The organism is Pseudomonas sp. PME37.24/025 (assembly GCF_055556615.1).
On sequence record NZ_JBVHNK010000427.1, the window covers coordinates 1 to 245 of the forward strand.

Annotated in this window: 1 protein-coding gene; it reads right to left on the bottom strand. The window is 52.2% G+C overall.

Annotated features, from left to right (window positions below):
* On the bottom strand, positions 1-245 hold a 245-nt coding region (locus tag ACZ3HH_RS30940; RefSeq protein WP_465810516.1), incomplete at both ends, for a heparan-alpha-glucosaminide N-acetyltransferase domain-containing protein.

A 245-nucleotide genomic window follows, 5' to 3' on the forward strand; every position in this document is an offset into this window, starting at 1 on the left:
TGCCACAAAGAAAGCAGCGGCGGTTCAAGGGCAATGCGATGGTTGGTGCGGGCTTGAGCAGCCAGTTGCAGGCTTACGCCCATCACCAGCAAAAAGCTGCTGACAATGACGGTATGCCAGGCAATCCAGCCAGGGGCGACCAGCATATTGAAACTGGCAAAGCGAAAGTAATTCAGGTCAAAACAAAAATGATAGGCAATCATCATCACGACCGCTATGCCACGCAGCTTATCGAGCAGGCTGAT